This is a genomic window from Enterococcus sp., assembly GCF_022711995.1.
Taxonomy (GTDB): domain Bacteria; phylum Bacillota; class Bacilli; order Lactobacillales; family Enterococcaceae; genus Enterococcus_D.
In genome coordinates this window covers 1-6,932 of sequence record NZ_JALAHI010000014.1, presented here as the reverse complement: position 1 = coordinate 6,932, position 6,932 = coordinate 1, and the positions used below count along the sequence as shown (strand labels likewise).

General features: G+C 41.8%; 9 protein-coding genes. 2 read left to right on the top strand and 7 right to left on the bottom strand.

The annotated features are described in order from the left end of the window. Positions 1 to 26: 26 nt before the first annotated feature. Positions 27 to 1,334, top strand: coding sequence for a trypsin-like peptidase domain-containing protein (locus Q0A12_RS01250; RefSeq protein ID WP_291290907.1), 1,308 nt, complete (start codon positions 27 to 29; stop codon positions 1,332 to 1,334). 50 nt (positions 1,335 to 1,384) lie between these two features. Here the strand turns inward: Q0A12_RS01250 and ytpR are convergent, their stop codons facing one another. From ytpR to pepA, 4 genes are all read right to left on the bottom strand, one after another. Beyond that, positions 1,385 to 1,996 carry a YtpR family tRNA-binding protein gene (gene ytpR / locus Q0A12_RS01245; protein ID WP_291290906.1) on the bottom strand — a complete coding sequence of 204 codons (612 nt, stop codon included), beginning with the start codon at positions 1,994 to 1,996 and terminating at the stop codon, positions 1,385 to 1,387. A 200-nt stretch (positions 1,997 to 2,196) separates the two neighbouring features. Next, complete coding sequence (locus Q0A12_RS01240; RefSeq protein WP_291290905.1) at positions 2,197 to 2,652, bottom strand: universal stress protein; 456 nt, start codon at positions 2,650 to 2,652, stop codon at positions 2,197 to 2,199. 17 nt (positions 2,653 to 2,669) lie between these two features. Further along, positions 2,670 to 2,984: a thioredoxin family protein gene (locus tag Q0A12_RS01235; RefSeq protein WP_291290904.1), complete on the bottom strand. Its 315-nt coding sequence runs from the start codon at positions 2,982 to 2,984 to the stop codon at positions 2,670 to 2,672. A 207-nt stretch (positions 2,985 to 3,191) separates the two neighbouring features. Continuing rightward, a complete protein-coding gene (gene pepA, locus Q0A12_RS01230) occupies positions 3,192 to 4,268 on the bottom strand; it encodes a glutamyl aminopeptidase (RefSeq protein WP_291290903.1) in 1,077 nt (358 codons plus the stop codon). A 192-nt stretch (positions 4,269 to 4,460) separates the two neighbouring features. On the opposite strand from pepA, the gene Q0A12_RS01225 reads away from it, so the two are divergent. Then, positions 4,461 to 4,805 (top strand): PepSY domain-containing protein, encoded by a 345-nt coding sequence (locus Q0A12_RS01225; protein WP_291290902.1) that lies wholly within the window; start codon positions 4,461 to 4,463, stop codon positions 4,803 to 4,805. 93 nt (positions 4,806 to 4,898) lie between these two features. Here Q0A12_RS01225 and Q0A12_RS01220 read toward each other — a convergent pair whose 3' ends face one another. From Q0A12_RS01220 to Q0A12_RS01210, 3 genes are all read right to left on the bottom strand, one after another. Then, positions 4,899 to 5,933, bottom strand: a complete 1,035-nt coding sequence (locus Q0A12_RS01220; protein ID WP_291290901.1) for a hypothetical protein — start codon at positions 5,931 to 5,933, stop codon at positions 4,899 to 4,901. A 123-nt stretch (positions 5,934 to 6,056) separates the two neighbouring features. Next, positions 6,057 to 6,461 (bottom strand): organic hydroperoxide resistance protein, encoded by a 405-nt coding sequence (locus Q0A12_RS01215; RefSeq protein ID WP_002292291.1) that lies wholly within the window; start codon positions 6,459 to 6,461, stop codon positions 6,057 to 6,059. Between the two features lie 177 nt (positions 6,462 to 6,638). Continuing rightward, positions 6,639 to 6,887: a GlsB/YeaQ/YmgE family stress response membrane protein gene (locus tag Q0A12_RS01210; protein ID WP_291290900.1), complete on the bottom strand. Its 249-nt coding sequence runs from the start codon at positions 6,885 to 6,887 to the stop codon at positions 6,639 to 6,641. Positions 6,888 to 6,932: the final 45 nt, after the last annotated feature.

Genomic DNA, 6,932 nt, shown 5'->3' with positions numbered 1-6,932 from the left:
ATATAATTCACTAGGAGGAAAATAAAATGGTACGAAAAAATGTGACACCAGGAAGAAAACCTTCTTCTGGTTTATTAAAAAAATTAGGTATTGGCATTCTTGGCGGAGTAGTCGGTGGATTGCTGACCTTCGGCGGACTTTATCTGGCGATGGGCTCATCTCTTACTTCAGCAGGCAATACGACCACTAGCGGTATCCAGGATAGTAGCGGTCAAACCAAAGTATCAGATGTAAAATATAATGTTAACAGCGATGTAACAAAAGCAGTAGAAAAAGTGCAAGGAGCAGTTGTTTCGATCATCAACTTGCAACAAAGTAACACGAATGGCCTTGAAGGGTTATTTGGCTCAGGTCAGCAAGGTGGTCAAGGAGCCGGTGGTGAAAGCTCCAGCGACGACAGTTCACTAGAAGCTTCTTCTGAAGGAAGCGGTGTGATCTATAAAGTAGATGGTGACAAAGCCTATATCGTTACGAATAACCACGTAGTAGAAGGACAAGATGGGTTGGAAGTCGTTCTTTCTGATGGTACAAAAGTCAAAGCTGAATTAGTCGGAACAGATGCTTACACTGACCTTGCTGTTTTACGTATCTCTTCTGATAAAGTAGACACGGTTGCTTCTTTCGGCGATTCTGATTCATTAAAAGTTGGCGAACCAGCGATTGCGATTGGTTCCCCATTAGGTTCTAGCTTTGCAAACTCAGTAACCCAAGGGATTGTCTCTTCTCTGAACCGTCAAGTAACGAACCAAAACGAATCTGGTGAAGCAGTCAGCATCAATGCGATTCAAACAGATGCAGCGATCAACCCAGGAAACTCTGGTGGTCCACTGATCAACGTTGAAGGTCAAGTGATCGGAATCAACTCTAGCAAGATCGCCAGCACTTCTGAATCAACATCAAGTGTCAGCGTAGAAGGAATGGGCTTTGCCATCCCAAGTAACGATGTGGTCGACATCATCAATCAATTGGAAAAAGACGGCAAAGTTGTTCGTCCAGCATTGGGTATTCGAACAATCAATTTAAGTTCAATCACTTCGCAACAACAAGAACAAATCTTGAAAGTACCATCTTCTGTCACTGATGGAGTCGTTGTCTACTCCGTAAACAACGCCACACCAGCTGAACAAGCAGGATTGAAACAATACGATGTCATCACAAAAGTTGATGACACTGAAATCAGCACCACGACAGATTTACAATCCGCATTGTACAAGCACAAAGTCGGTGATACGATCACAATAACTTTCTATCGCGGCAAGGAAGAAAAAACAGCTAAAGTCGTCCTTTCAGTAGATACTTCTATCAACGACCAATCGACAGACAGCAGCAACTAACATTCAAAAAAAGAACTGCCACACAAACAGGAAGTGGCAGTTCTTTTTTATTATTTACCGACTGGAAAAGCTTCGCCGACAACCGCGTCTTGAGGCAACTCAAGAATGCCTTTTTTCATTGGTGCATTAGCTATTTGCAATTCGCGAGCAGAGCAGATCATGCCATAGCTATCAACACCGCGAAGCGTTCCTGGCCAAATCAATAATCCGTCTGGCATCATCGCTCCTGGTTTTGCGACAACTACTTTTAATCCTTTGCGAATATTGGCAGCGCCACAAACGATTTGCAGGACTTCCCCTTCACCGACTTCTGTTTCTGTCACAGATAAATGGTCGCTATCCGGATGTGGTTCGCAGGTTTTGACGTACCCAACCACGATTTTTGGCTCTAAGTCCACTGCCAATTGCTCTGAAAAACCGGCTTCTGTAATCAATTGGTTCAATGTTGCAACTTGTTGTTCTGTTACGAATACTTGACCATTGCCTTCAATGGCAACTGTATCGGAAATATGAAAGAAGTTCCATCCTACGATCGTTCCTTCTTCATTTTTAATTTGTGCGACATTTCCTTTCCGTTCAACGGTTTGTTCCAGCCCTTTGTCATCGGCTGTGATCACGATCAATGTATCGCCCACAAATGCTTTATTGTATGCAAAAATCACTTATCTTCCTCCTCCTACTTATTCCGCCCATAATCTTAACAAATTTTTGTCCGTTCGTCATGGGAATTTTCTTAATTTACTTTCGATGAAACAAAAAAGCTGCAACAGAAGTCTGAACGATGGGCAACCTTTTGCGAAAACAAGCAATTACTTGCCTTTTTCACTGTCCCACCTTCTTCTGTCACAGCTTGGTGTGTTGCTTATTCTTCACTTGGAGAAATAACAAGAACATCACATTTTGCTTCACGAATGATGTAGCTGGCTACGCTTCCGGTAATAAACCGTTCCACGGCATTTAATCCAGATTGTCCCACCATGATCAAATCGATCCCGTATTTTTCCGGTAATTGTTTGGCCATCGCTTCTTTTGCAGAACCATAAGCGATGATGCCTTCAACAACGTCAAAATCGACGGATTTACTATATTGCTTGCAGAATTCGATCAATTCTTTGGCGTTATCTTTTTCCTGTTCAATAATTGTGGTATCTAATGGCGCATACCCCATCATTGTAGGAATTTGCTGATCAATGATATTGGCAACATAAACTTTTCCTTGATTTCGTCGTGCAACTTCGACCGCTTTTTTAAACGCTTCATTGGCTTGGTCGGAACCATCGACACCGACTAAAATATTCTGATATCTTTGCCCACTCATACTTTTCACCTCAAAATTTATTTTAGGCTCGTTAAGAAAGCCTCAATTTCTGCTTTGGTTTTTCGGTCCTTATTGACTAAGCGGCCTAGTTCTTTGCCATCTTCGATCACTACAAGGCTTGGAATGCCAAAGATATTCCATTCAACCGCCACATCCAGATAGGCGTCACGATCAACTTCAATAAATTGCCATTCAGGGAAATCAGCTTCAATCTCAGGTAGTTGTGGTTTGATATATCGGCAATCCCCACACCAATCTGCTGTAAAGAAAAAGACGTTCTTCCCTTTTTCGACATATGTTGCAAGTTCTTCTAAATTTTTTGGAACAATCACACGCTCACCACTTTCTTTTCTCTACCTAAATTATACACCTTTTAAAACAGGGAACCAACTTACAAGTAAAAGAGCTGTGAAAACTCCATCACCAATCATAAAAAGCAGTCCTGCCATTTGATCTCCCCATTATCGTAAACATCCACAATAATCAAGTCGCTCAAAACAGGTCCGATTTGGCTTCGAGTTGTATCACAGCTCTGATAGTTATTTTCCTGCTACGATCGTAGCAACGGTTGATTTATCCAACCCTTTCAAGACTTGGATCACCATTTCTCTTGCAGCTTCAAAGTCAGCAATGCTAAATAGTGTTTGGTGGGTATGGATATAACGTCCCGGTACCCCAATCACAGAACTTGGGATTCCTTCATTGGCCATGTGTGCCGCACCAGCATCTGTACCGCCTTTAGAAACAAAGTATTGGTAAGGAATATTGTTTGTTTCAGCTGTATCTAACAAGTATTCTTTCATCCGTGGCAATGTGATCATCCCTGGATCGTAGATACGTAGTAACGTTCCTTCTCCTAGATGGCCAAACGTACCATTTTTCGTTACTGTATCATCTGCAGGTGAACAGTCCACAGCGAAAAATAGGTCTGGTTGGAATTTCGTCACAGAAGGTTTTGAACCGCGTAAGCCAACTTCTTCCTGCACATTGGCACCAGCGATCAAAGTATGACCCAGTTGTTCTTCTTTCAATGCTTCCAATGCTTCTAATACAACCGTACAGCCATAGCGATTATCCCATGCTTTTGAAATAATGTTTTTGCCATTCGCAGTCTTGATCGTTTCTACTTGAGGAACGATGGTATCTCCTGGCCGCACGCCAAAGCTTTCCGCTTCTTCTTTTGAATCAAAACCAGCGTCAAACAGAATATCCGTTACTTCGACAGCTTTTTGACCAGCTGTTCCGCGTAATAAATGTGGTGGTACGGATGAAGAAACACATGGATAGTCGCCTTTCGCTGTTTTTAAGGTAAAGCGTTGTGCTGAAACGACATAGGGGTTCCAACCACCAAGAGGTGTCACTTTAAATAACCCGCGATCGGTAATTTGTGTCAACATGAAACCTACTTCATCCATATGAGCAGCTAGCATCACACGAGGTGCATCTGCATCTGAATGATGGCGCAATCCAAAGATACCGCCTAATCCGTCTTGTTGGATTTCATCCACTAATGGAGTCATTGCTTTACGCATATAGGCACGAACATCTTGTTCAAACCCACTTGTCCCTTGTAATTCTGTTAACTCTTTGATTCGTTGAAACGTTTTTTCTTCCATACTTTTTCGGCTTGAATCGAAACAAGCCTTCCCTCCTCTTACAAATCTGTCTTTATTATAACGCAAATTAAGCAATCTGGTTCTTTTCTTATAGAAAAATTCTAAACTATGGTAAAATAATCTAAACAGACAAAAGGATTTTCGTATCTTCCTTAACAGGATGCGAGAAGTCTTCAAGGAGGCACAACATTTATGATCAATGAACGTCCATTCAATTATTTTAAAAACGGCCTAGCCATCGGCGTAGGTGTCGGTTTCGCAGGCGGGATCTTCTCCACATTATGGATGAAGAACAAACAATTACTGAATGCAGATGACGTCCTCGATCAAATCAAAGCAGCATTTTTGAAAGAAGGCCCGATCGAAGGTTCGTGGATCAACTTTGAAAAGCAACCCCTTCGTAAATTTGCAGTCACCTCTCAAGGCTACACTGGCGGCATCACTCGGACAGAAGATGGTCAACTGATCACTTATGAATTTTTAGCAGATGCAAAAACCGGAACTGTTTTAGATATCCAACGATCAATCATTGACTAATAGTTGCTGAAATTCAACAGACGATCTCTAAGTAATCACATAATAGTCGAACATTTAGGAATGATCATTGCCTTTTTCAAAGCAATGATCATCCTAAGCTGTTCGACTATTTTTTCGTCTTTTCTTATGAAGCAATGTCTCTAAGTCTAGCAATAATACATGCGGCAATACAGGGTGCGCTTTTTCACGGTACACTGCAGCACCACTTTCAAACAATACGGCTAACTGATTCCCCACGACAACGATTTGTTCCAAATATGGCGGAAACTTGATGCGTTGTAAAATCCGTTGGGGGGATTGTCGATCAAGCACTACTAATTCAGAAGTATACGGGCCAAAAGAACGACTAGCCAACAGATATTGACCATAAGATGCTATTCCTTGAATCTTATTAGGCGTTTTATGACTCGCTGTCACGATTGTTTGGATGTTGTCTTTGCGGCGAATTGCTGTTTTCATGGCTTCCATCGTCGGCAACGAAAAGAACGCCAGCTGCCCCTCACCTTTTAATGTGAAGGTACCTGATACCAATTGATCATCTACTTGGGTCAAATAAGATGCTTGCGAAATTTCTGACAGATCCACCGTTAGCCAATAGTTGATTGGCTGTCCAGTCGATTCAGATGAATCTGCTAAGATATCGATCAAACGCAAAGCAGCAATCCGTCCAGTGCCGGCACCTGTAATAGTCAACCAGAGCAGTTCTCTCTCCGGATCATATACTAAGCCCCCTACATGAGGTCGTTTAGGCAAAATCAACAGTTTGACCGGTTGTCCTGTTTCTCTATCCAATACATGAATGACCGAATGATGCTGATGATCGTAACAATAGACCGAAATAAAGACCAACTCTTGAGAGAAAGCCAACCCTTGAGGGGTCATCCACTGACAAAGAGTAGTCTCGCCATCTTCTGGCACTATCATTTTTGTCTCTGCTAATCCCGGAATGTTATATTGCTTCATCTCCGCCTTTTCCCAGGCTGCTTGAACCGTCGGATACCGTTTTAGCTTTTTTTCAATATCCTGATGTATTCGTTGCCGCTTCCAATGCTTAAACGTTAGAACATAGCAAACAAGGAGGCCAATGACCAGCAACACCAAAACCATTATTGCTACCCACTGTGTCATTTTTTTGCCTCCCTGTTCTATTCAATCAATCGTAAATATGCCACTGTAAATTACAATAACTATCTGATTCTTTTACGGCGTATTTTTCAGAGGATCTTTTATAATCCCATTGATAGTAACTGCCTATTCGACTATAGTCACTTCTACGTCGATATTGCCTCTTGTCGCTTTAGAATAAGGACAAAAAGCATGGGCTTCTTCTGCAATTTTCTCAGCTTGGTCTTTTTCAAGGCCTGGCAAAGAAACTTCTAACACAACCCCGATTTGGTAGCCGCCATCTTCTAACTGAAATAAAGATACCCGGGCTTTGACTTCAGAATCCGACTCAAGATTATTTTCTTCCAACATATGTTGTACCGCGCCGTTGAAACAAGATGCATATCCAGCAGCAAACAGTTGTTCCGGATTTGTTCCTTCACTATGGATTCCTGGGCGGTCGATCTTCATGTGCATACTTCCGTTTGGTGCCTCAACCTCGCCATCACGGCCTCCACGATTGATCATTGCTGTTTCGTACATTTTTTTCATTGAGCTCATCCTTTCTTTCGTCCTTCTATATTAAGTGTAACGAGTATTTTTTGATCTGACAAAGGTAATGCTCGCGACTAAGGAAATGAAGGATGTAAGCAAATCCGTCTGCACCAAAAAAGGAGCAGCTCTCTGCTGCTCCTTAAGATAATAAGTAAAATTGCTGATATACTCTTATTAAGCTCTTGAACGTCCCAAGAAAAATGATACTACAGCAACTACGATGATCGCACCAATGATAGAAGGAATTAAAGCCATTCCTGCTAATTGAGGACCCCAGCTACCTAACAATGCTTGTCCAATTGCTGAACCAACTAAACCTGCAACGATGTTAGCGATCCATCCCATTGATCCACCTTTATTTGTAATTGCTCCGGCAATCAAGCCAATAATAGCTCCTACGATTAATACCCATAACCAATGCATATTTTTCTCCTTCTTTCTGTGAAATATTTATTACACATATTATGT